This window comes from Pontibaca salina (assembly GCF_016307205.1).
In the GTDB taxonomy this organism is placed as follows: Bacteria; Pseudomonadota; Alphaproteobacteria; order Rhodobacterales; family Rhodobacteraceae; genus Pontibaca; species Pontibaca salina.
The window spans coordinates 284486-307477 of record NZ_JAEIJD010000002.1 but is presented as its reverse complement, the minus strand read 5'-3'; the positions used below and the strand labels follow the sequence as shown (position 1 = coordinate 307477).

The 22992-nt window shown below is 59.7% G+C and carries 21 protein-coding genes; 11 read left to right on the top strand and 10 right to left on the bottom strand.

Annotated features, from left to right (window positions below; genetic code table 11):
• Both JAO82_RS04175 and JAO82_RS04170 read left to right on the top strand, forming a co-directional pair.
• Entirely contained in the window at positions 1-1011 is a 1011-nt protein-coding gene (locus tag JAO82_RS04175) for a branched-chain amino acid ABC transporter permease (protein ID WP_198685088.1), read from the top strand.
• Complete coding sequence (locus JAO82_RS04170; RefSeq protein WP_198685087.1) at positions 1008-2312, top strand: branched-chain amino acid ABC transporter permease; 1305 nt, start codon at positions 1008-1010, stop codon at positions 2310-2312. Before JAO82_RS04175 ends, JAO82_RS04170 begins: the two co-directional genes overlap by 4 nt.
• A gap of 2 nt (positions 2313-2314) precedes the next feature.
• Here the strand turns inward: JAO82_RS04170 and JAO82_RS04165 are convergent, their stop codons facing one another.
• Positions 2315-3445, bottom strand: a complete 1131-nt coding sequence (locus JAO82_RS04165) for an endonuclease/exonuclease/phosphatase family protein (protein WP_198685086.1) — start codon at positions 3443-3445, stop codon at positions 2315-2317.
• A 50-nt stretch (positions 3446-3495) separates the two neighbouring features.
• Positions 3496-5001, bottom strand: coding sequence for a helicase HerA-like domain-containing protein (locus JAO82_RS04160; RefSeq protein ID WP_198685085.1), 1506 nt, complete (start codon positions 4999-5001; stop codon positions 3496-3498).
• A gap of 417 nt (positions 5002-5418) precedes the next feature.
• Between JAO82_RS04160 and JAO82_RS04155 the strand changes: the two genes are divergently transcribed.
• Positions 5419-6099, top strand: coding sequence for an invasion associated locus B family protein (locus tag JAO82_RS04155; RefSeq protein ID WP_198685084.1), 681 nt, complete (start codon positions 5419-5421; stop codon positions 6097-6099).
• 51 nt (positions 6100-6150) lie between these two features.
• Here the strand turns inward: JAO82_RS04155 and JAO82_RS04150 are convergent, their stop codons facing one another.
• Genes JAO82_RS04150 through JAO82_RS04135 form a run of 4 tightly spaced genes read right to left on the bottom strand, consistent with a single transcriptional unit; the run spans position 6151 to position 10411 of the window.
• Complete coding sequence (locus JAO82_RS04150) at positions 6151-7362, bottom strand: beta-ketoacyl-[acyl-carrier-protein] synthase family protein (protein ID WP_198685083.1); 1212 nt, start codon at positions 7360-7362, stop codon at positions 6151-6153.
• A 16-nt stretch (positions 7363-7378) separates the two neighbouring features.
• Positions 7379-7636 carry an acyl carrier protein gene (locus JAO82_RS04145; protein ID WP_198685082.1) on the bottom strand — a complete coding sequence of 86 codons (258 nt, stop codon included), beginning with the start codon at positions 7634-7636 and terminating at the stop codon, positions 7379-7381.
• 33 nt (positions 7637-7669) lie between these two features.
• Positions 7670-8761, bottom strand: coding sequence for a UDP-3-O-(3-hydroxymyristoyl)glucosamine N-acyltransferase (lpxD, locus tag JAO82_RS04140; RefSeq protein WP_198685081.1), 1092 nt, complete (start codon positions 8759-8761; stop codon positions 7670-7672).
• A 33-nt stretch (positions 8762-8794) separates the two neighbouring features.
• Positions 8795-10411: a L,D-transpeptidase family protein gene (locus tag JAO82_RS04135; protein ID WP_198685080.1), complete on the bottom strand. Its 1617-nt coding sequence runs from the start codon at positions 10409-10411 to the stop codon at positions 8795-8797.
• A 339-nt stretch (positions 10412-10750) separates the two neighbouring features.
• Between JAO82_RS04135 and JAO82_RS04130 the strand changes: the two genes are divergently transcribed.
• Positions 10751-11320, top strand: coding sequence for a YcbK family protein (locus JAO82_RS04130; protein ID WP_198685079.1), 570 nt, complete (start codon positions 10751-10753; stop codon positions 11318-11320).
• A gap of 92 nt (positions 11321-11412) precedes the next feature.
• Here JAO82_RS04130 and betB read toward each other — a convergent pair whose 3' ends face one another.
• Positions 11413-12870 carry a betaine-aldehyde dehydrogenase gene (gene betB / locus JAO82_RS04125; RefSeq protein WP_198685078.1) on the bottom strand — a complete coding sequence of 486 codons (1458 nt, stop codon included), beginning with the start codon at positions 12868-12870 and terminating at the stop codon, positions 11413-11415.
• A 231-nt stretch (positions 12871-13101) separates the two neighbouring features.
• Here betB and JAO82_RS04120 point away from each other — a divergent pair, with 231 nt between their 5' ends.
• The 3 genes from JAO82_RS04120 to choV are packed head-to-tail and all read left to right on the top strand — an operon-like array spanning position 13102 to position 15939.
• Positions 13102-14019 carry a choline ABC transporter substrate-binding protein gene (locus JAO82_RS04120; RefSeq protein WP_198685077.1) on the top strand — a complete coding sequence of 306 codons (918 nt, stop codon included), beginning with the start codon at positions 13102-13104 and terminating at the stop codon, positions 14017-14019.
• A gap of 46 nt (positions 14020-14065) precedes the next feature.
• Entirely contained in the window at positions 14066-14899 is an 834-nt protein-coding gene (gene choW, locus JAO82_RS04115) for a choline ABC transporter permease subunit (protein ID WP_198685076.1), read from the top strand.
• Positions 14899-15939: a choline ABC transporter ATP-binding protein gene (gene choV / locus JAO82_RS04110; protein WP_198685075.1), complete on the top strand. Its 1041-nt coding sequence runs from the start codon at positions 14899-14901 to the stop codon at positions 15937-15939. The genes choW and choV overlap by 1 nt, the downstream gene beginning before the upstream one ends.
• 14 nt (positions 15940-15953) lie before the next feature.
• On the opposite strand, the gene JAO82_RS04105 is transcribed toward choV, so the two are convergent.
• The 3 genes from JAO82_RS04105 to JAO82_RS04095 form a co-directional block, all read right to left on the bottom strand.
• Entirely contained in the window at positions 15954-16601 is a 648-nt protein-coding gene (locus tag JAO82_RS04105; RefSeq protein ID WP_232897211.1) for a protein-L-isoaspartate(D-aspartate) O-methyltransferase, read from the bottom strand.
• Positions 16602-16729: 128 nt separating this feature from the next.
• Entirely contained in the window at positions 16730-17314 is a 585-nt protein-coding gene (locus JAO82_RS04100; RefSeq protein ID WP_198685074.1) for an HPF/RaiA family ribosome-associated protein, read from the bottom strand.
• A 305-nt stretch (positions 17315-17619) separates the two neighbouring features.
• A complete protein-coding gene (locus JAO82_RS04095; RefSeq protein ID WP_198685073.1) occupies positions 17620-18048 on the bottom strand; it encodes a CHRD domain-containing protein in 429 nt (142 codons plus the stop codon).
• 332 nt (positions 18049-18380) lie between these two features.
• Here JAO82_RS04095 and cobT point away from each other — a divergent pair, with 332 nt between their 5' ends.
• The 4 genes from cobT (at position 18381) to JAO82_RS04075 (ending at position 22984) form a co-directional block, all read left to right on the top strand.
• Complete coding sequence (cobT, locus tag JAO82_RS04090) at positions 18381-20252, top strand: cobaltochelatase subunit CobT (protein WP_198685072.1); 1872 nt, start codon at positions 18381-18383, stop codon at positions 20250-20252.
• A gap of 54 nt (positions 20253-20306) precedes the next feature.
• On the top strand, positions 20307-22097 hold the full coding sequence (locus JAO82_RS04085; protein ID WP_198685071.1) for an aminopeptidase P family protein: 1791 nt from the start codon (positions 20307-20309) through the stop codon (positions 22095-22097).
• A 127-nt stretch (positions 22098-22224) separates the two neighbouring features.
• On the top strand, positions 22225-22569 hold the full coding sequence (locus JAO82_RS04080; RefSeq protein WP_198685228.1) for a DUF427 domain-containing protein: 345 nt from the start codon (positions 22225-22227) through the stop codon (positions 22567-22569).
• 91 nt (positions 22570-22660) lie between these two features.
• Positions 22661-22984 (top strand): hypothetical protein, encoded by a 324-nt coding sequence (locus JAO82_RS04075; protein WP_198685070.1) that lies wholly within the window; start codon positions 22661-22663, stop codon positions 22982-22984.
• Positions 22985-22992: the final 8 nt, after the last annotated feature.

The following is a 22992-nucleotide window of genomic DNA, read 5'->3' as shown; positions in this document are numbered from 1 at the left end:
ATGGACCTTCTAAATGCCATCGTCGCGCTTTCCAATTTTGTTCTGGTTCCGGCCATCGCTTATGGCAGTCAACTGGCACTGGGCGCGCTAGGGGTGACGCTGATTTACGGCATTCTGCGGTTCTCGAATTTCGCACATGGCGACACGATGGCGTTCGGCACTATGGCGACGATCCTGTTTACATGGTGGTTCCAGTCGCTGGGCATTTCTTTTGGCCCCTTGCCAACCGCCCTGCTGGCGCTGCCACTGGGTATTTTAGGCTGCATGGCGATTGTGCTGCTAACCGACCGTGGAATCTATCGGTTCTACCGCGAACAAAAGGCCAAACCGGTCATTTTGGTCATCGTATCGATGGGTGTCATGTTCATCATGAACGGTCTTGTTCGGGTCATCATCGGGCCGGACGATCAAAATTTCGCGGATGGTGATCGCTTTATCATCACCGCCCGTGAATTCAGAGAAATGACGGGCCTGAGAGAGGGACTGGCGCTGAAATCAACGCAAGGGATTACAGTAATCACCGCCGTTATCGTGGTTGCCCTGCTGTTCTGGTTCCTCAACCGTACGCGCACCGGGAAATCCATGCGCGCCTATTCCGATAACGAGGATCTGGCGCTGCTCTCGGGGATCAATCCGGAACGGGTGGTGATGATCACCTGGCTAATCGTGGCCGCGCTGGCAACAGTGGCGGGGGTGCTATACGGGCTTGATAAGTCCTTCAAACCGTTCGTCTATTTCCAGCTTCTGCTGCCGATCTTCGCCAGCGCCATCGTCGGCGGCTTGGGCAGCCCAGTTGGGGCCATTGCCGGCGGCTTCATCATCGCATTTTCCGAAGTCACCATCACCTATGCTTGGAAAAAGGTGCTGACATATTTGCTGCCCGAAGCATGGCAGCCTGACGGTCTGGTGCAGTTGATGAGCACGGATTACAAATTCGCCGTGTCCTTCGTGATCCTGTTGATCGTGCTGCTGGTCAAACCCACGGGGCTGTTCAAGGGGAAATCGGTATGACTGGGACAATGCGAAATATCGCTCTATTTGCGCTTGTCGGCGTGCTGATCCTGCTGACCGGTGTGCTACAAAGCTGGAACTCGGCGCTGCTGATCCTGAATATGGGACTGGTTTCCGCGATGATGGCGATCGGAGTGAACCTGCAATGGGGGTTTGCCGGACTGTTCAACGTGGGTGTCATGGGTTTCGTCGCCCTCGGTGGGCTGGCAACGGTGCTGGTGTCGATGCCACCAGTCCATGCGGCGTGGCGTGCCGGAGGCTTGGGCATCCTGGCTGCGGTCGCGCTTGGGGCGGGTACCATCGTGTTAACGATTTTCCTGTTTAGGCGAATGCAGCCCGGCTGGTTGCGTGCAGTGGTGTTGATCGCGGTGCTGATCGCCGGGTTCTTTGCCTATCGCGCGGTATTTGATCCAGCGGTGGCCGCGATCGAACGGATCAACCCCGCCGGAACCGGTTATCTGGGCGGTCTGGGCCTGCCAATCCTGCTGGCCTGGCCCGTGGGTGGATTGCTGGCTGCGGGGGCGGCCTGGATAATCGGCAAGACCGCACTGGGATTGCGCAGTGACTATCTGGCAATCGCGACCTTGGGCATCGCAGAGATCATCATCGCCGTGATGAAAAACGAAGACTGGCTGTCGCGCGGCGTCAAGAACGTGATCGGCCTGCCCCGGCCCGTCCCCTACGAGATTATGCTGCAACGTGATCCGGTCTTCGTCGAGCGCGCTGCCGCCCTTGGGCTGGACCCGGTCACGGGCTCGACGCTGTTCGTCAAGGCGAACTATTCGATCCTGCTGCTGGTCGTGCTGCTGGTTTTGCTGTGGCTGGCGCAGATGGCGCTGAAAAGCCCCTGGGGCAGGATGATGCGCGCAATCCGAGACAACGAAACCGCCGCCGAGGCAATGGGCAAAGATGTAACCGGGCGACATTTACAGATCTTCATCCTCGGCTCGGTCGTCTGCGGCATCGCCGGCGCGATTATGACGACTCTGGACGGGCAACTTGTGCCGACCACCTATCAGCCGTTGCGCTATACTTTCCTGATCTGGGTGATGGTGATTGTCGGTGGCTCGGGCAATAATTTCGGTGCGGTACTGGGGGGCATGCTGGTCTGGTTCCTCTGGGTGCAGGTCGAGCCGATGGGCGCGCTGCTGATGAAAGGCATCACCGCCGGGATGACCGATGGCAGCGCTCTTAAATCCCATCTGTTAGAAGCCACGGCGCATATGCGTCTGCTGACCATGGGCATCGTCATGCTGGTGGTGCTGCGTTTCAGTCCGCGCGGCTTGATCCCCGAAAAATAGACTCAGCCCGCGTCGTTATCTCGGGTCAGAGGTGGTGGGCGGAACATCTCATCCACGCCAGTTTCAGCGTGCCGCTCAGCCAGCCATTCATGGTAGTCCGCAAGCGCGGCCGCCAGTGCGGCGCGGGTCGTATGGTCCATCTGCGGCGGTGCCCGATTCAGCCGGGCAGCCAGCCGGGCATCCAGCCGTATGGTTGCAAACATCGGAAAATGGTCCGAGCCGATATGTGGTCCACGATGGAATCCGGTCACGGCAATATCCGGCGTGATATAAAGCTGGTCGATCGGACAGCGCAGCAGCCGCGAACGCGCGTCAAAACTGGCCTTGAGCCCCCGCCCGACCCGCGGGTCGAGAAACTCGCCGACTTGTTTGAAATGACGTGAGGCCCGCGACCAAGCGGCTGCATTGTAATCGCCCATAGCGACAATCGGCAGCGTGGATTTACGTGCAAACCGTGCTGCGTAAAGCATCTGTCGGTCGCGAAAATCAGAATTGGTGCCGGGTAGCGGCGGTCTAGGGTGCAGCCCGACGAAGCGGAACTCGGTGCCCTCCAACGTTTCCAAATGTGCAAATAATGTCGGCGTGTCATCTTCGGTCAGATAAACCACACGGGCCTCGCGCACAGGCAGACGCGTGGCAAAAATCAGGCCATAATAGTTGTCTTTGGGGTGCCGCACGACCGTTTCGTATTGGTCTAGCACCGGCTCGAGCGCTTCGAGCCAGCTTTGATCAGTTTCCATCAGCAGGATCGCATCTGGCGATTCCCTGTCGATCAAATCCCGCGCCTGCTGATAGTCGGAGTTCTCCATCAACACGTTCCAGGCCAGAAATTTGACCTCGTCTTCGCCGGTTTGCGCCAGTTGCACCTCTTTCGCCTTAAGGGGTGTATAGGGATGTACCTTCCATGCCTGCCAGAGCAACGCAGCGCCGGCAGCAATCATTCCAAGCAAGGGCCAGTCCGGGAAAAGGGGGGAAATGGCCAGCAGTCCGAACGCGACTAGTGCAATCTGCACCCGTGGCACGTCCATCGCCCGCACCCACCACCAGGTCACATCAAGTTCCGGCAACAACGTTACCACAAGGACAATCAGCGCGAGACCATCATATATCAGCATCGCGACTTCCGGTGTCATTATCCTCGGTCCCATGTCCGTTTGTGTCGTGAACCCGCACCACCCAGCAATCAGCGGCCCTTGAACAGACTGCCAAGGATGCCGCGCACCATTCGCCGCCCGCTGGTGCCAGTCAATTCTTTCATCACCATTCCGGCCATGGCCGAGCCGAAGCTTTCGCGATCTGTTGTCGCGCGCTTGCCCTCATAGCGGCGCCCAGCCTTGTACTCGCGCGTTTCAGGAACGCCCTCACTTTGTTCGGCTGCCTTTGCCGCAGCAATGGCACGTGCGGCCAGAATCTCATGCGCGGAATCCCGGTCAAGGGAGGTGTCGTATTTTCGGGCCATGGAACTGGCCTGCATCACCGCACGGCGCTGCTCTGGCGTGATCGGACCCAGCTGCGTTGACGGTGGGCGGATCAGCGTGCGCTCAACCATGCCCGGAACCCCCTTGTCCTTTAGCATCGAGGTCACCGCTTCACCAACGCCAACTTCGCGGATCGCCGCCTCGGTGGAAAACCGCGGATTGTCGCGATAGGTCTGCGCCGCTTGCGCCAGTTTTTTGCGATCCTTCGCCGTAAAGGCACGCAAGGCGTGCTGAACCCGGTTGCCGAGCTGGCCCAATATGCTTTCTGGGATGTCGGCCGGATGCTGCGTGATGAAGTAAATGCCCACACCCTTGGAGCGGATCAGCCGTGCCACCTGCTCGACCTTGTCCACCAGCACCTTGGGCGCGCCGTCAAATAGCAAATGTGCCTCATCAAAAAAGAACACCAGTTTCGGTTTGTCCGGGTCGCCGACCTCGGGCAAGGTTTCAAACAGTTCGCTCATCAGCCAGAGCAGGAAAGTTGCATATAGCTTAGGCGCCTGCATCAGCCGGTCTGCGGCCATAATGTTGACCATGCCGCGCCCCTCAGCATCGAGGCGCATCAGGTCAGCCAGATCCAGTGCTGGTTCGCCGAACAACAGCGCTCCGCCCTGATTTTCCATGACCAGCAAACGGCGCTGAATCGCGCCGATAGAGGCGGTCGAGACATTGCCATAGCGCAGCGAAAGCTCCGCGCGGTTCTGCCCGATCCAGAGCAGAAGCGACTGCAGATCCTTAAGATCCAAGAGCGCCAACCCCTCTTCGTCAGCCAGACGGAAGGCAATATTAAGGATGCCTTCCTGCGCTTCACTAAGATCCAACAGGCGCGATAAAAGCAAAGGCCCCATATCGGCAGGCGTCGTGCGCACTGGGTGCCCCTGTTCACCGAACATGTCCCAGAACGTGACCGGACAGGCGTGGTAGCGATAATCATCGAACCTGATTTTGGCGGCGCGCTCTTGGAACGCCTCGTGCAGCTTGAAATCGGGGCTCCCGGATCGCGCCAATCCCGCAAGGTCGCCCTTCACGTCCGATAGGAACACCGGAACGCCAGCATTGCTGAACCCTTCTGCCAGGATCTGCAGGGTCACGGTTTTGCCCGTGCCGGTCGCACCGGCAATCAATCCGTGGCGGTTCGCGTATTCCAGCGCCAATTCCTGCTTGTCGCCATATTCCGCCCCGCCTCCACCGACAAGGATCATTTCCTGCATGTTTTGACCTCACAATCAGCGCGACCATACAAAATTAGCCTTAGCCTGACATAGTTAATTCGTTCGCTGCTCATATCTACTTGGCGAACCTTTCTTCCCGGTCAGACTTGCCGTGCCTAGGCGTACGCCCCCTTTCCCTGCGCTGACCCTTTTTCCCAACAGAAACTTTCACCGCAACAGCAAAAGGCTTCATGTGTTTTCTCTATTGACCCATGTGATTTACGTACGTAACGTCTCATTGATATAAGTCGGCCAAGTCCGACGGGGAGAGGTTAAAGATGAAAAAGGGGTCTATCCGACCCCTTTTTTGTTACGTTTTGCGCTTATTTTCATTCCGATCAATACAGAAATTCCTGACATTGACTGGACTGCGTGCTACCCAACCCACGAACCATTCCTGCAATCACGAGAGACCAGATGCTCAAACATATTTCACCCCTGTCTATTCTGGCCGTAATCGCGCTGACAGCAGGCGCTTATGCCCAGGGCGCCGACACGTCCGCCGCCGACCAGACGACCACTTCCGAGGCCGCACCCGCCGATAACAGCGCGAGCGACGCGCCCAATTCCAGCGAGGCACCGACGGAAACAGATGCGCAGTTGGATCTGGGTCAGCCCGTTCCCTCAAGCAGTGGTGAACCCCAACTGGGTGAGCGATACTCCAAGCAAAAGTTCGGTGACTGGGATCTGGCCTGCATCAAGACAGAGATGGACAAAGACCCCTGTTCGCTGCTGCAGATTCTGCGTGACGATAATGATAACGCAGTCGCAGAAATCTCGCTATTTCGCATTGCCGGCCAGGGCCAAGCCGTTGCAGGCGCATCGGTTGTCGTGCCGCTGGAAACCCTGCTGCCTGCGCAACTGACCATCTCGGTCGATCAAGCAGCCGGAAAGCGTTATAATTACTCCTTCTGCACCGAAATGGGCTGTGTTGCACAGATCGGCCTTACTCAGGAAGACATCAACGCGTTCAAGCGCGGCAAGGCCGCCACGGTGGCGCTGCGCCCCGCTCCGGCCCCGGATCAGGAAGTCGAACTGACGATGTCGCTGAACGGATTTACCGCCGGATTTGACGCGGTGGATGTGGTCGAGCAATAAATTCTGCTTAAGCGTACTTTTAACCGTCGCGACCCGTCGCGGCGGTTTATTCTATTGAAACCGCCGCAGCGCCAACACCGCGTTCAAACCGCCAAAGGCAAACGCGTTCGACAATGCCACCTCAATCGGCGCTTCGCGCGCAGCATTGGGGACCACATCCAGCGCACATTCGGGGTCTGGCTCTTGATAGCCGATGGTTGGCGCGATCACGCCGTCGCGCACTGCCATGATACAAGCCAGCAATTCGACAGCACCGGTGCCGCCGATCAGGTGACCATGCATCGACTTGGTTGATGAGATCATCAACTTGTCCGCATGGGCTCCGAACACATCGGCAACGGCGGCACATTCGGTTTTGTCATTGGCCGTCGTGCCGGTGCCGTGGGCATTGATATACCCCACTTCCGCAGCGTTCACGTGCGCATCTGCGAGGGCCCCGGCCATCGCTCGCGCCGCGCCCTGTTTCGACGGCATGACGATATCCGCAGCGTCCGAAGTCATCGCATAGCCGATCACCTCGGCCAGAATTTCGGCACCGCGCGCACGGGCGTGTTCGTATTCTTCGAACACGAAGATACCAGCCCCCTCGCCCTGCACCATGCCGTTGCGGTTGGCCGAGAACGGACGGCAGGCGTCCTTTGACATGACCCGCAACCCTTCCCACGCCTTCACCCCGCCAAAACACAGCATCGATTCCGAACCGCCCGTGATCATCGACGGCGCCGCCCCCGAACGCACCATCTGAAAGGCCAGCGCCATTGCGTGATTGGACGAGGCGCAAGCCGTCGAAACGGTGAACGACGGGCCTTTCAGGTTGTACTCCATGCTGACATGGCTTGCGGCGGCATTATTCATCAGCTTGGGCACCACGAAAGGATGCACCCGGTTTTTGCCGTCCTCATAGACGCTGCGGTAATTGTCGTCCCAGGTGCTGACCCCGCCTCCGGCGGTGCCCAGAACCACACCCGAACGCGCCGCCAGATCACCGCTGAACTCGAGCCCTGACTGCCCGATCGCCTCTTTCGAGGCGAGCAAGGTAAATTGCGTAAAACGGTCGTAAAGCGACATTTGTTGGCGGTTGAAATGGCCCTCGGCCTCGAACCCGCGCACCTGTCCGCCGATGCGGATCATCAACCGTTCGACATCGCGAAATTCCAGGTCGCCGATACCACAACGGCCCTCGCGCATCGCGTCCAGCGTTGCGGACACATCGTGTCCCAACGCATTGATCGTGCCCGCGCCGGTGATAACGACGCGTTTCATGCGTGCGCGGCCCGGTTCACGCCTGTTCCGCTTTCAGTTTTTCGATACCCCCGATGATCGAAGCGACGCTGGAAATGTCGAAATCGCTCGCCTCGGGTTCATTGGCGTTGAAGGGAACCGATATATCGAACTCTTCCTCGATGGCAAAGATGCTCTCGACCAGCCCCAGACTGTCGATCCCCAAATCCTGTAACGTACTGTCCATACGGATATCCGACGGGTCCAGCACGGCCTGTTCGGCGATGATAGCAATCACCTTGTCACGAATGGTCATCTCGGCATCCTGAGCTACGGTATTGCGATTCACTTAGTCGTTCGAGTCGCGATTGAAAACCGCGTTTTTCAACGCCGCGACATCACGCAGCACCCGCGGCAGACGGCGCTGCGCCTTATAAATCTCGGTATGGGTTTGCATTTTTATAGCCGGATATCCCATGACTGCGCGTCCGGCGGGTACGTTGGATAGGATTTTGGTGCCGCCCCCCGCGACCACTCCGTCGCCGATGAAAATATTATCAACGACACCGACCTGCCCGCCCAATACCACGTTGTTGCCAATATCGACAGAACCCGAGACACCAACTTGGCCACATAACAGACAATCGCGTCCGACCCGGGTATTATGGCCGACATGCACAAGGTTATCGAGTTTTGTGCCATTGCCGATCATCGTGGCGCGAATTGTGCCGCTGTCCACCGTGCTATTGGCGCCGACCTCGACATCATCACCAATTTCGACCCCGCCCAGCGAATGGATGCGCGTCCAGCTTTGCGCTTGCGCATCGCCGATGTCGCCCATGGTCTTGCGCACGTTCTCGGCGCCTGAGACTTCGGGGGTGACAAAGGAAAACCCGTCCGCCCCGATCCGCGCTCCCGGTTGCGCGATGAACCGGTCGCCAATCCGAACCCGCGCGCCGAGGCTGACCATTTCACGCAACTGCGCATCCTCGCCCAGAACAGCATGTGCCCCGACATGGCAATGCGGCCCGATAACCGAGCGCGCGCCAATCTGCACATTGGCTCCGATCACGGAAAACGGCCCGATCGAAACATCGGCCCCGATCTGGGCGGTGGGATCGATCACCGCGTTGGGATGGATACCGGGCGCAAATTCCTGACCCGGATCCATCAAAGCGGTCAGCCCCGCCATTGCCCGGCGCGGGCGCGGCGTAAAGATCGCAGCGGCGAGCCCCATTGCTTGCCAATCGGCCTCGGGCCACAGGATTGCGGCGCGCGCCTTACCCTGTGCCAGCGCGTCACCGTATTGCGGCGACATGGCAAGCGCGAGATCCTCCGGGCCTGCCATCGCCGGTTCGGCCGCACGCGTTATGGTCAGCGCCGTGTCGCCGACCGCCTCGGCCCCCAGCGCCGCCGCGATCTGCTGAATGGTATAAGTCATCGCGCCCCTCACCAATTGCATCGACGGCCATGATTATCCCTGAACGCCGGCCAAGGCCACCCCCGTGCGCTCCAGTGCCTCCCAGATCCGCGCATCCCGACCATAGACATCCCCGCGATACTCGATCCGCCCCTTTTCACCGGTGAAGGCGGTCCGATAAATCAGGTGGACTGGTACCGCTGGTTCGATATTGATGCGGGTTTCGCGTCCAGTGTTCAAAGTGGAATGAAACAGACCCTTGGGATTGTCTGTCTGGCGCGACAGCAGCGCATAGGCAAAATCGAACGGATCAGCCAGCCGGATACAGCCATGAGAAAACGCCCGTGTATCGTGGTTGAACAGCGATTTAGACGGCGTGTCGTGCAAATAGATGCTGTATTTATTGGGGAACATGAATTTGACCAGCCCCAGCGCATTGCGATTGCTGGGCGGCTGGCGCATCGAAAAAGGGAAGTTGCGGGCCGAATATTGCGAAAAATCTACGGCATCGCGGTTCACCCGCCGTCCCCGGCTGTCGGTGATCTCGATATGGCCAACCGCATGAGGGTTGCGCCGCAATTGAGGCAGATATTCCTGTGTCACGATCGAGCGGGGAACATACCAGCTGGGATTGACCACCATATGGGTCATCATGTCGGAAAACTCGGGGCTGCGAAGGGCACTGGTATTCTTGCCGATGACCGACCGGGTTTCGAACGTCACCTCGCCTCGGTCGATAATCCGGGTCGAAAAATCGGTCATATTGACCAGAATGTGCCGCGCGCCCCGATCCATATTGAACCAGCGCTCCCGCTCCAGCGCGACGATGACCGATTTCAGGCGATCCTCCATCGGAACGTTGATCTGTGCAAGGGTATTGGGGCCAGCGATACCGTCAGGCTGCAACCCGTGATCAATTTGAAACGCCTGCACTGCAGCCTGCAGGGTCGCGTCGTATTCATGACTGGCCGAGCGCGCCATATAGCCCATTGAAATCAGCCGGTTGCGCAGGCTGATTAAAGCGTCGCCAGTTTCTCCGGGTCTCAAGATAGACCCCTGCACCACTGGCCCCCAGCCGCCCTCGGCGATCCCTTTTTCCAGATCCAGCTTGGCCTTCATCAATGCGCGATACTCTGGGGTTTCGGGCGGCAATGTGGCAATGAAATCTGCCGGCCGGACCGCGTGCGCGAACTGGTTCAGCGTTTCGGTGCGGTTACGATAGGCCACTTCACGCACGATCCCGGAGTCGATTTCCGATGGCACCAGCATGCCGGTCTGAACATCTTGCGCATAGGCTATGAATGTGCGGCTTAGTGCGACCTCGACCAGCCCCAACTCGCGGCTGCTGCCCACATCTTTCATTCGCGCGATCAACCCGTCGATGTCATATATGCGGCTTGCAAGACCATGCAACGGCACATTCTCCAGCGCATGAAACAGCGCGGCACGGCGGGCACGAAATTCTTCACCCTCACCGGTCCAAAGCGGCGCATACCCGACCTGGCGGTAATAGGCGGCAACGTCATCATCATCAGCGGCTGCTTCTGCCACGGCTTGCTTAAAGGCCGTGACCTGCGCCTGAGCCACCCCGACCCCGCCGGAAAACAGGACGAAAAACGGCACGAGAAACATTCCGTAAAGCAAAGCGAAACGGCGTGGCACGATAGTCATCTAATCTGGTCCTTGAAAACAAATGCATCCGGGACGGACTTAAAAGTCGCATATTAACTTGAAAAACAGCGCCGCAGATGTCCAATGACAATGCACTCAGGGACATATCTCACGCCAAAGCGATGCAAAGCTGCATCGGTTCACAGGAATCAGCGCTGCGCCGCAGATTCGGCGAAAATCCGCTGGCAATCCGGTCTGCGTAAAAGTTGCGGCACTCTATCCTTGGATCGACAAACAAGCTGTGGCATACAATCCGCACATCTGGGGATGGATAGAATAAAAGCGGACGTAACATCGACCGCAGGCAGGAAACTTCGCAAGGGACGGCGCAGTACTATCATGACAGTTCAAAAAGGCGTGGGGTTCACCCGGCGTGCCCTATTGGGCGCATTCGCAGCAACCGCAGTGACAGCAGCCCCAACTTTCGCAAATGCATCCGGTTTTTTGCGTGGCGGGGGCGACGTACGGCGCATCCGAATGTATTCGGGGCGCACCGGTGAGCGACTTGACACGATCTATTGGATCGATGGCGAGTATATCAAAGACGCCATCAATGAAATCAACTACTTCATGCGTGACTGGCGTACAAATGAGGTAAAAGAGGTCGACCTGCGCACCATCGACATCATGACCGCCGCGCACAACCTCATGGATGTTCACGAGCCCTACATGCTCCTGTCGGGCTATCGCAGTCCGAAAACCAACGCCATGTTGCGCCGCCGGTCGGGTGGCGTCGCCAAAAACTCGCTTCATATGACGGGAAAGGCCGCCGACCTGCGTTTGTCGTCGCGCTCGGTCCATCAGATGGCACGCGCTGCGGCGGCGTGCCGCGCAGGCGGCGTCGGGCGGTATTCCCGCTCGAACTTCGTACATATGGACTGCGGCGACGTCCGCACCTGGGGGGCTTGAGCGTTTTATCGCCTTCTTGACGCCATAACGCCTGCACGACCCCTTGGTTCCCTCCCTGGGGTCGCTTTTTTTCGCAATCGTTAAAAATCAGATCAGAATGGCGCTTCGACCCGGCCCATGCGGACATAGACTGATTTCAACTGGCTGTAATGGGCGATCGCGGCCTTGGAGTTTTCGCGCCCCACCCCCGAGGCCTTCATGCCCCCGAACGGCGCTTCGACCGGCGCATCGTTGTAGGAATTGATAAAGCAGGTGCCCGCCTGAACCTGTGCCACAACCCGATGCGCACGCGAGATATCACGGGTAAAGACACCCGCTGACAGCCCGAATTCGGTGGCATTGGCCCGGCTGATCACCTCGTCTTCAGTTTCGAAATCAAGCACGGCCATGACCGGGCCAAAAATCTCGTCGCGGGCAATGGCCATATCGTCACTGACATCGGCAAACACCGCCGGCGAGATCCAAAAGCCGGGCTGGTCCAACACCTCGCCGCCGGTAATCAGGCGCGCACCTTTCGCTTTGGCCCGTGCCACATGATCTTGCACGATCTCAAGCTGCCTTGCACTGACCAGCGGGCCGAAATTCGTCGCCTCGTCCAACGGATCGCCGAGCACTGCCCCTTGCATCCGCTCGGCCAAACGGCTCAGGAATTTCTCTTTGATCGCACGATGCACGAAGACGCGCGTACCATTCGAGCAGACCTGTCCGGAGGAGTAAAAATTTCCCAGAATCGCACCGCCCACGGCGTCTTCGAGATCGGCATCGTCAAAGATGATCAGGGGCGATTTGCCGCCCAATTCCATAGTGACATGTTTTATCCCCGCAGCGGCCGCGGCATAGATCTTGCGCCCCGTGGGCACCGAGCCGGTCAGCGACACCTTGGCGATACGCGGATCCTCGACCAGCGCCGCCCCGACATCGCCCGCCCCTTGCAAGACGTTAAACAGCCCGGCCGGCAGCCCTGCCTCGGTGAGAATCTCCGCGACCTTTAGTGCCGAAAGCGGTGTCGTCTCGGATGGTTTGAAGATCATCGCGTTCCCGCAAGCCAGCGCCGGCGCGGCTTTCCAACAGGCGATCTGGGTGGGATAGTTCCATGCCCCGATGCCCAGACAGACCCCCAGCGGTTCGCGCCGCGTATAGACCCAATCCTCGCCCAATTGGATATGTTCGCCGGTCAGGGTGCCCGCCAGACCGCCAAAATACTCCAACGCATCAGCCCCACTGGTGGCGTCGGCGACCAGTGTCTCCTGAAGCGGCTTGCCCGTGTCTCGGGTTTCCAGAACACTTAGATCGCGATTGCGCTCGCGTATCAGGTCCGCCGCGCGCCGCAAGATCCGGCCCCGCTCGGTGCCCGTCAGCGCCGCCCATGCGCGCTGCGCCTCACCTGCGGCGGTGATGGCGCGCTCGATCAGCGCGGGCGTGGCAGCGTGCACCGTGGCAATGGTGTCGCCGGTCGCCGGGCAGATCACCGGAATCGGCGCGCCGGACGTATCCTCGGCGTATTCGCCGGCAATGTAATGGCTGGCTTGGGGTTGGGTCGGATAAGTCATGAGGCCTCCGGCAAAGGTTTCGGGCGGGACGACGGGTGTTATTTGGGATAATAGCAGCGCATAAATGGATCGCGCGCGGTATCGTTTAACACCCCGGCCCTGAGCATATTTTACAGCGTCGCGACCAAGCGCGGTTGAAACCATCGCGCCGGTCCGATTGTATCGATTAACGTCTCAAGACCCGATTCGTATTGATGCGTCAATCAATAAAACCCCGACAGGAGCCTCCCCATGCGTTTGCTTTCTACGATTTCAGCCCTTGCACTGACCGCCGCCCCCGCCTTTGCCAATTGCGATCTCGTACGCTTTTCTGATGTCGGCTGGACCGATATTACCTCGACCACCGCCGCCACCAGCGTCGTGCTGGAAGCCATCGGCTATGAGGTGGACATCAAGGTTCTGTCGGTGCCGGTCACCTATGTATCGCTGTCCAAGGGCGATATTGACGTATTCTTGGGCAACTGGATGCCAACGATGGAAGGCGACATCGCGAAATATCGCGAGGATGGCAGCGTCGAAACGGTGCGCGCCAATCTGGAAGGCGCGAAATATACGCTTGCCACCAATGCCGCCGGTGCCGATGCCGGGATCGAAAGCTTCTCGACCATCGCCGACCACGCCGATGCGCTGGATCACAAGATCTACGGCATCGAACCGGGCAATGACGGCAACCGCCAGATTCAGGCGATGATCGACGCAGACGCCTTCAAACTGGGAGATTTCAGAGTGGTGGAATCCTCTGAACAGGGCATGTTGGCGCAGGTGCGGCGCAGCAAGGACGCGCCCATCGTATTTCTGGCGTGGGAACCGCATCCGATGAACGCCAATTTCGACCTGACCTATCTGCCCGGCGGCGACGAATATTTTGGTCCCGATCTGGGCGGCGCGACCGTCTATACCAACACCCGCAAGGGCTATGGCGAAGAATGCCCCAATATGGGCAAGTTCCTTGATAACCTGTCGTTTACGCTGCCGATGGAAAATGAGATCATGGGCGCGATCCTGGATGACGGTATCGAACCGCAAAAAGCTGCCAAGGCGTGGCTGCTCGAACACCCCGAGATGGTTGAAACCTGGCTTGATGGGGTCACGACGGCAGACGGCAGTTCCGACGCGCTGCCAGTGGCCAAGGATGCGCTGGGCCTCTGACACCCTGTAAATGCCACTGCTTTGCACGCCATAAAAGGATGCCCCCATGGATTGGCTGACCGATACCAAAATTCCCGTCGGGCGCAGCGCCGGGCGGCTTTTTGACTGGCTGCAAAGCAATGGCGGGTGGTTTTTTGATGGGCTGTCCACAGCCATGCGCGCTTTGATCGACGGGGTGTTGTGGCTTTTTCAGACACCACACCCGTTGGTCGTCGTGGCCGTGATCGTTGCACTGGCCTATGGTTTGCAACGCAGATGGACCGTGTGCCTGTTTGTGGCCGCGGGTTTTCTGTTCATCCTCAATCAGGGCTATTGGGAGGCCACGACCGAAAGCCTGACGCTGGTGCTGGCGGCCTGTCTGGTGTGCATGGGGGTCGGTGTGCCCATCGGCATCGCCGTGGCCCATCGCCCACGGCTGTTCAAGGTGGTGCGCCCGGTTCTGGACCTGATGCAGACGCTGCCCACTTTCGTCTATCTGATCCCGGCCATCGTGTTCTTTGGCATCGGCATGGTGCCGGGCCTGATCGCCACCGTGATTTTTGTGCTGCCGGCACCGATCCGGCTGACCCAACTTGGCATTTCGTCGACGCCGATGCCCCTGCTGGAGGCGGCCCGTGCCTTTGGTGCCACGCCGCGTCAGACCCTGTGGAAGGTTGAGCTGCCCTCGGCCTTGCCGCAGATCATGGCGGGGCTGAACCAGACTATCATGCTGTCGCTGTCGATGGTGGTGATTGCGGCGCTGGTCGGAGCCGATGGGTTGGGCGTGCCGGTGGTGCGGGCGCTTAATCAGGTGAACCCGGCGCTGGGGTTTGAATCGGGGTTCATCATCGTGGTGGTGGCGATCATCCTCGACCGCATGTTGCGGGTGGAGCGTCGCTGATGCGCACCGCCGTCGAATTTGATTCCGTCTCGATCGTGTTCGGTGACGCGCCCGCCAAAGCGTTACCGCTGATGGATGAGGGTCTTTCACGCGAACAGGTGCAAGAGCAAACCGGGCAAATCCTTGGTGTCCATGATTGCAGCCTGACCGTGGCTGAAGGTGAAATTCTCGTGTTGATGGGACTGTCTGGTTCCGGCAAGTCGACTTTGCTGCGTGCAGTCAACGGGCTGAACCGCGTGGCGCGGGGTTCGGTGCTGGTGCATGACGGCAAGGAAATGGTCGACGTCACCCATGCCGATGCCGCCACATTGCGCCGGATGCGCCAGCGCCATATCGCGATGGTATTCCAGCAGTTCGGACTGCTGCCTTGGCGCAGTGTCGCTGAAAATGTGGGGCTGGGGCTGGAACTGTCGGGCATGTCCCGCCGCGACCGCCGCGCCAAGGTGGCCGAGCAACTGGCGCTGGTCGGGCTCTCTGAATGGGGGGAACACAAGGTCGCGGAACTGTCGGGTGGCATGCAGCAACGGGTTGGACTGGCGCGCGCCTTTGCCACCGACGCACCGATCCTGCTGATGGACGAACCGTTCTCGGCCCTCGACCCCTTGATCCGGACCCGGCTTCAGGATGAGCTGGTGGACCTTCAGAAACGTCTGCGGCGGACCATCGTCTTTGTCAGTCACGATCTGGACGAGGCATTCAAGCTGGGCGATCGCATCGCGATCATGGAAGGCGGGCGCATTGTGCAATGCGGCACCCCGCAAGAGATCTTCACCAATCCTGCAACCGGATATGTCGCGGATTTTGTCGCCCATATGAATCCGCTGGGTGTACTCTGCGCACGTGATGTGGCGACCACCCTGCCACATGCCTTCGTGCTCCCCGATGACGCGCCATCGGTGGCCCCGGATGCGACGATCCAGACTGTCATGCGTGAAGCCCAAGGTCATGACCGGCCGGTATACGTTTTTGAGGACGGGCACCCGATTGGTCAGATTAACCGCAACGATATCCTGTCAAAGCTGCTTGACCCCCGCAGCTGATCCGAAGCCCCAGGTCAGGTCCAGCCCTGCGCGCCGATCAGCGGCACGAACCGCACCGAGGCGAGCCGTTCTTCGCACCACTCCTCAGGACCGGTCCGGGTCAGGCGCGTTAATGTCTGGGTACAGCTATCGGTGCCAACCGGAATGATCAGCCTGCCACCTTCCCGCAACTGTTCTTTCAATGCTTGCGGCACCGATGGGGCACCGGCGGCAACTATGATCGCATCATAAGGCGCCGCATCAGGCCAGCCCAGCGTGCCATCGGCGATCTGCACATGGACGGTATTATATCCTGCAGCCTGCAAGCGTGCGCGCGCCGACGCCCCCAAGGCTTGATGGCGCTCAACCGTATAGACGTCATCAGCTATTTCCGCGATGACCGCCGCCGCATAGCCCGAACCTGCGCCGATCTCCAACACGCGTTGATCGGGACCTATCCGCGCAGCCTCGATCATCCGAGCCACGATATAGGGCTGCGAAATCGTTTGCCCCTGTCCGATAGGCAGCGGGTGATCGCCATATGCAGCGGCAGATTGCTCGGGGCTGACGAAGGATTCGCGGGGAACCTTGCGCATCGCCGCCAGCACGTGGCGATCACGGATGCCCCGGCCCGCAATCTGCTGATCGACCATGCGATGCCGGAGGGCTTTCAAATCAGACATTGCTCAAACATTGCCCTTTTTCGGTGCCTCCTATGCAGATCGTGAACATCAAAGGCGCAGGCAGCGAACCGTCGGAGCTCGGCTTTCCAAGCTGCCGACCCCGCAGGACAAATTAAGCCAAAGGGCCTTTAACCGTCGGGTCGCCGATCCGCATCCATTGCCACATTGCTGATCGAGCGCACCATCGACGCCTGCGGACCCATGGCACCTTCGCCCTCGGCAACGGTGATCTCAACCGCTGACCCGACCTCCAATTCCTCGAAATCGCCCGACACGACAGCATTGGGTGCGAAGTAAATTTCTTGCCCATCGCTCAGTCTTACGAACCCGTAATCCGCGAATTTGCGGATGATTGTCCCATGCGGCGGTCCGCTCAGTGTCTTGACCTCACCGCGCATCTTGCGGGAATGCTCTTCCAGCCGACGGTCCATGGCGTCGAATGCATCGCGGATTGTGATCAGCGGGTCGAAATGGTCGCGCCGGTCGCCGGGATTGTTGCTGACAACGATCTCGTGTTCCGGAACCCGAACCTCGATGCGCAGGTGGAACTCCTTGGTGTTGTGCTGGCTTCGATGCGGCATCTCGACCGCTATGCGGCAGCTATTGATCCGATTGAAATAGCGCGACATCTTGTCGACGCGCTCGCGAATGCGTGCCTCAAGAGTTTCGGATTTTTCCAGATTATGCCATGCGATTTCCAGAGGAATATCCATCTAGTTCTCCTTTGTTGATAACTAAGAAGCTGCGTGCACGCTCGTTTACTTGTACCGGATAATCCACCCGAGACCACGGATTTTCTGAAATCCATGCTGACATAACAAGAGCCTTGGCACGAACACTCTGACCGCCCAAAGGTCTGGCGCAAATGGCTGACGGATCGGGCGACGATATATCCTGCACACATGCGCCGTGAAGGGCACTGGTCAGGGGAAATCTGTGTTGAGCAGACACGTGATACTTAACATAAACCCCTTCCCATCTTAAACAAGAGGGGATGGGATTGGGTTATCGGTGAGGATTATTCTGCGGCGTCCAATTGCCCTCGAATTTCACCATCGGGGTGCGCCTCGGTGTGGACATTCACATAGTACTTACCATCTCTTAACTCACCGATCTGGGCCTCGGTAATGTCAGCACTGCCGTTCATCAGTGCACCTGACATATCGATATCCGGCGGGGCGTTCTCGTCAGGGCTGGCCGGTCCGTGAATATGGGCGGCTGTCGGCTCGCCTGTGAGGTTCTCAGTCGTTACGGCCCATGACACCGTGCCGGCATTTTTATCGACAGTGACCTCGGCGGTTCCGGTCGCTGTGCTGTCATTGGGCGGCACCTCTGCACGTGACGTCAGATCGGCGGTATAGGTGGTGGTTTCCGCGCAGGCTGGCAACGCCAGCATGGCGCTGGCCGACACAGCGACGGCAAGCTGCTTGATATTGGGCATGAACATCTGGTTCTCCTTGCTCGGGTTAGGATAGCGACCCAACAACCAAAATCTGCCAACGGTTCCTTTGCCGTGCCCGCCGGCATCAGGCGCGCCACCGAGACCCGGACAATTGCATTGGAAACGAACTTGATCTTGTGCAACAATTGTTACACACAGACCTGTCACCGTGAATGAGATTACAAGCTTAAAACCCGCATTTTCAGAGCATTATGCTTGATTGTACGCCCTCGCATAAAGGGCATTTGGAGAAAGCGGCAAGACGTGATCTCTTTTAGAAGCGGTCGAGAAATTTGCGCAGATAACCTGTGCATCCACCTAGAATTGCGGGATCCGACATGAGCCGACAATCCGATAACCCCGCCGATCCATTCAAGAAGGCGCTGGCCGAGGCCACCAAGGTCATGGCGAACGACCCTGACCTGACCGTGAGCTATTCGGTCGATCCCTCCGGCCTGTCAGGCGAGGCGATGCGGCTGCCCCAGATTTCCCGGCGCATGAGCCGTGACGAAGTGCTGATGGCGCGCGGCACCGCCGATGCACTGGCTCTCCATCACCGATATCACGACGCCGCCACCCACGCACGCTATGCGCCGCCCGGTGACATTGCGCGCGAGCTTTACGAAACCATGGAAACCGCGCGCTGTCAGGCGATCGGCGCGCATGAAATGCCCGGAACCGCCGGCAATATCGATGCGAAGATCGCTCACGAGGCGGCGCAGCGCGGCTATGAGCGCATCACCAACGCGAGCGACGCGCCGCTTCCGGTGGCGGCCGGATATCTGATCCGCCACTTGGCCACCGGGCGCGATTTGCCGGTTGGTGCGCAAAATGTCATGGATCTGTGGCGGGGCTTCATTGAAGAACAGGCCGGCGGCACATTGGAGAGCCTGCAGGACACACTGTCGGATCAGGTCGAATTCGCCCGGATGGCGCGTCAGATCATTTCCGATCTCGGCTATGGCGATCAATTGGGCGACGATCCTGATGCGCTGGACCAAGATCAAGAAGACGAAGCAGAAGACGACGGCGAGGAAGAGGAAGAGCCCGACAGCACCGGCGAAGATGACAGCGAAGACAGCGCCGAGGCCGAGCCCGAGCAGCAACAGGACGACCAGCAAGACGAGGCTCAAGCCCAAGTCAGCATGGATGACCTGTCGGACGAAGAGATGGGCGAAGAAGCCGAGATGCCCGAAGGCGACTCGCCGCAAGAACCGCCACCACCTTCCGTCAGTGATGCCGACCCGAATTACCGCGTCTATCTGTCCACACATGACGAAGAGATCAAAGCCGAGGAACTGGCCGAGCCATTGGAACTGGAACGGTTGCGCGCCTATCTGGATCAGCAGCTTGATCCCCTGAAAGGCGCGGTTTCACGACTGGCCAACAAATTGCAGCGCCGTCTTCAGGCCAAGCAAAGCCGCTCGTGGGAATTTGATCAGGAAGAGGGAATTCTGGATGCCGGAAGGCTGGCCCGTGTGGTTGCCAACCCCACCACGCCGCTGAGTTTCAAGGTCGAGCACGATACCGAATTTCGTGATACAGTTGTAACCCTGCTGCTGGATAATTCCGGCAGCATGCGGGGGCGTCCGATTTCGATTGCCGCGATTTGTGCCGACGTTCTGGCGCGCACGCTGGAACGCTGCGATGTCAAGGTCGAGATCCTCGGCTTCACGACCCGCGCCTGGAAAGGCGGTCAAGCACGCGAGGCTTGGTTGAATGACGGACGCCCCGAGCAACCGGGCCGCCTGAACGATCTGCGCCACATCATTTATAAACCCGCTGACGCGCCCTGGCGTCGAGCCCGCAACAACCTAGGCCTGATGATGAAAGAGGGCCTGCTGAAAGAGAATATCGACGGCGAAGCCTTGGAATGGGCGCATCGCCGGATGGCCAAGCGGACCGAGGCGCGCAAGATCCTGATGGTGATTTCTGACGGTGCGCCAGTCGATGACAGCACGTTGTCAGTGAACCCGGCGAACTACCTCGAAAAGCACCTGCGTGACGTGATCGACATGGTCGAACGGCGCAAGATGGTCGAGCTGTTGGCGATCGGGATCGGCCATGACGTGACCCGCTATTACAACCGCGCGGTCACAATCACCGATGTCGATCAATTGGCCGGCGCGATAACCGAACAACTGGCCGCCCTGTTTGACAGCGATCCGCGCAAACGGGCGCGCGTGTTGGGCCTGCGCAACGTCGCCTGATTGGGCCGGCGCTGCGCTCCGATGTGATGTCTCAGCATGAAAAAGGAACGCGCGATGTTTCAGACATTTGACGTCACTGCCCGGCCCGAGCAGGGACCGCCCCGATTGCGGGCGCTGCGTCTGGAAATGGCCGCCAAGGGGCTGGACGGGTTTCTGGTGCCGCGCGCCGATGCGCATCAGGGCGAATATGTCGCTTCGCGCGACGCCCGGTTGGCCTGGCTGACCGGCTTTACCGGTTCCGCCGGGTTTTGCGCCGTGCTGGCCGAACATGCGGGCATCTTCGTCGATGGGCGCTATCGCACACAGGTCAAGGCGCAGGTGGCCGATATCTTCACGCCGGTCCCCTGGCCGGATGTGCGACTGGCTGACTGGCTGCGCGAAAAGCTGCCGCTGGGCGGTAAAGTCGGGTTTGATCCCTGGCTGCATACCCGGGGCGAGATTGCGCAGGCGCGCAAAGCGCTGGAGGGGTCGGGCATCACGCTGGCAGCAAGCGAGAACCTTGTGGATCGTATTTGGACGGACCAGCCGCCCCCGCCGATGCACCCGGTGCGCCCACACCCCATTGAGTACGCGGGTGAAACCGCTGATTCGAAACGCGCGCGCTTGGCCGAAACCTTGCGCGACTCCGGACATCGGGCGGCAGTGCTGACCCTGCCGGATTCGATCATGTGGCTGCTCAATATTCGCGGCAGCGACATCCCCCGCAATCCGGTCGCCCACGGCTTTGCCATCCTGCACGATGATGGGCAGGTGGATCTGTTCATGGCCAGCCAGAAGCTGTCCGACCTTGGCAGCCCCTTAGGCGATGGCGTGACCGTACATGCGCCCGATGCGCTACTGCCGGTGCTTGGGCAGTTGCCCAAGCCAGTGCGCATCGACAACACCACGGTACCCGAGCGTATCGCGCAGGCACTGGGTGACCGGGCAGTTCAGGGCGACGATCCCTGCGCCTTGCCCAAAGCACGTAAGAACCCGGCCGAGATCGCGGGCAGCGTGGCCGTGCATCTGCGCGATGGTGCCGCAGTGGTCGAAACTCTGGCCTGGCTCGACGCGCAGCCACCCGGCAGCGTCACCGAAATCGACGTGGTGTGCGCGCTTGAGGAGCGCCGGCGCGCCGATCCAGCGTTGCGCGATATCAGCTTTGAGACCATCGCGGGCACCGGCGCCAACGGCGCGATCATGCATTACCGCGTCACCACCGACACTGACACATTGCTGCGCGATGGCGACCTGCTGGTGCTGGACAGCGGCGGGCAATATCTGGATGGCACCACTGATATCACCCGCACCATCGCCATCGGCACCCCCGGTGCCGAGGAGCGCACCGCCTTTACCCGCGTTCTGCAAGGCATGATCGCCATGAGCCGATTGCGCTGGCCCAAAGGGCTGGCCGGGCGCGATATCGAAGCGGTCGGGCGTATGCCTCTGTGGCTGGCGGGGCAGGATTTCAATCATGGACTGGGCCATGGTGTGGGCGCGTATCTCAGCGTTCACGAAGGGCCGCAGCGGCTCAGCCGCACCAGCCATGTGCCGCTGGAACCGGGCATGATCCTGAGCAACGAACCCGGTTATTACCGCGAAGGAGCCTTTGGCATCAGGATCGAAAACCTGCTGGTGGTCGAGCCTGCCCCCGACCTGCCCGGCGGCGATCCCGAACGGGCGATGCTGGCTTGGCGCACGCTGACCTTTGCACCCATCGACCGCCGGCTGATCCGAGGCGAAATGTTGACGGAGCCCGAGCGCGACTGGTTGAATGCCTATCACCGCACCGTGGCCGAGCAGATCGCTCCTCGCCTTGGCGACAATGCGCGCAATTGGCTGACGGCCGCGACCGCGCCGATCTGAACAAATAGCGCGCTAAACCTTGCGCGCGCGCCGCGTCCTGTTCTAAAAACGTCCGGTCGTCCCCGGCGGCTTTGCATCGCGCACTGTTCCGGGAAGTATTATCATGCAAGAACGGGAGAAGAGCGCGATGGCCGATCCGATAAAAATTCGCAAGGCAGATGGAACCTGGTGCATACGTGTGGGTGGCGCGGTGCTGGGCGAAAGCAGCAATGTGCTGGAACTCAGCGAGGGTCACTTGCCGCCGGTGCTTTACTTTCCGCGCGATGACATTGCTATGCAACTCCTCGACCGCAGTGCGACCATCACCCATTCCCCATCCAAGGGCGACGCGTATTATTATTCGATCGTGAACAAATCGGCGACCTTGGAAGATGCTGTCTGGAGCTATGAAGCCCCGCGAGAAAATGTCGCCGCGATCAAGGATCATCTGGCATTTTACGCCAGCGACGACATCACGGTCGAAAGGATCTGAGTTGATCTCGGACCGGCGCTCCAAAAAACCCGCGCTTGCGCCCGCCGATCGCAGACGGCATCACTGGACCTGAAATCAACCCGGTGCCACCATGCCCCTGCCCCATCCTTTCCGCGCTGTTCCGCCCGCTGTGGCCTTGATGATGCTGCTTGCAGGATGCGCGGACCAGCCTGAACTGGCATCCACGATTGACGCCGCCGCGCGCGCGGCACCCTATCCCGATCTTGTGCCGCTGGATCCCCTGCTGACCCCTACCGAAGCACGCGGCAACGAAGCCGATAAATCGGAATCCGAACTGATCGCGCGGCGTGACCGGCTGCAGCAACGGGCGCAGCGGTTGCGCAGCGGCACGGTCATCGATAGGGGCACGCAGACACGCATGCGCACCGGGGTCGCCCCCTTGCCCGCGATGTGACGCGTTGC